Raw genomic sequence first — 1,214 nt, 5'->3', positions numbered from 1 at the left:
GTCATTATCTTAACCAGCCATTAGATAGTAAAACCGGTAGCGAAATCTTATCAATGTATATTGATAGTCTCGATCCAAATCATACCTTGTTTTTGCAATCTGATGTCGATGAGCTGAAGAAAAAGCATGCCGATGATTTTGGCGCTCGCCTCAAGCAAGGCGACCTATCGGCAGGGGTAGAGGTCTTTGATCGTTATCGCAAACGCTCAAACGAATACTTTGCCATGGCAACCAAGATGCTCAAGAAAGATATTGATTTGACCGGTGATGACACCATCATTCTTGATCGTGAAAAGCTCGGCCATTTCAAAACCAAAAAAGAGCAGCGTGACTATTGGGAACGTCAGCTAAAATTCCAGCTGATGAGTATCACACTGGGCCAAGAAGACGAAAAAGCCAAAGAAAAAGTATTTTTAAGCAATCCAGATATCACTCGTGGACAAGACTTGGTACGCAACGATGAACGTACGCCAAATGAGATTTTGCAAAATCGTTTGTCACGTCAGCAAGAGCAGTTTAAGCGTCTCAAAGATGATGAAATCATGGAGACTATCCTAAACACGGCAATGCTGACCTATGATCCGCACAGTAACTACTATGCGCCGATTCAAGCAACTGAACTACAGATTCAATCTAGTCTACAGTTAGAAGGCATCGGTGTTTCTATCCGTCCTGATCGTAAAAACCCAGATTACACCCGTATCGTGACCTTGGTCGATGGTGGTCCAGCGGCCAAATCTGGTCAAATCAAGCCCAATGACTTGATCGTTGGTATCGCAAAAGATGGCGAAACCATGACGGACGTGGTTGGCTGGTCAACGCGTGAGATTGTCAGCTTGATTCGCGGTAAGCGCGGTACGTCTGTCACGCTCAAATTACGTCAACCTAATACGCCAGATGCCAGTGCCCGTACGGTCACCGTTGTGCGTGATATTATCCAGCAAGAAGAATCAGGTGTGACTCAGCGCGTGGTAGAGGTGCAACGTCCTAATATCGACAAAACGCCAAAACGCATTGGTGTTCTTGAGATACCGAGCTTTTATCTGAACTATCGTGCCCGCCGTAATGGTGAAGACTACCGTAGTGTCAGTATCGATACCGAAAAAGCATTAAAGGAACTAAACAAAGAAAATATCGATGGTCTGGTTGTCGACTTACGTAATAACCCTGGTGGCTCGTTGGATGAAGTTGCCAAGATGCTAGGACTATTTATC

General features: G+C 45.0%; 1 protein-coding gene. It reads left to right on the top strand.

Annotation, left to right across the window (positions count from 1 at the left end; genetic code table 11):
• On the top strand, positions 1–1,214 hold a 1,214-nt coding region (locus ACS8FC_RS14440; protein WP_439297271.1), incomplete at both ends, for a S41 family peptidase.

Source organism: Psychrobacter sp. 1Y4 (assembly GCF_051847555.1).
This window is presented reverse-complemented; position numbering and strand designations above follow the sequence as displayed.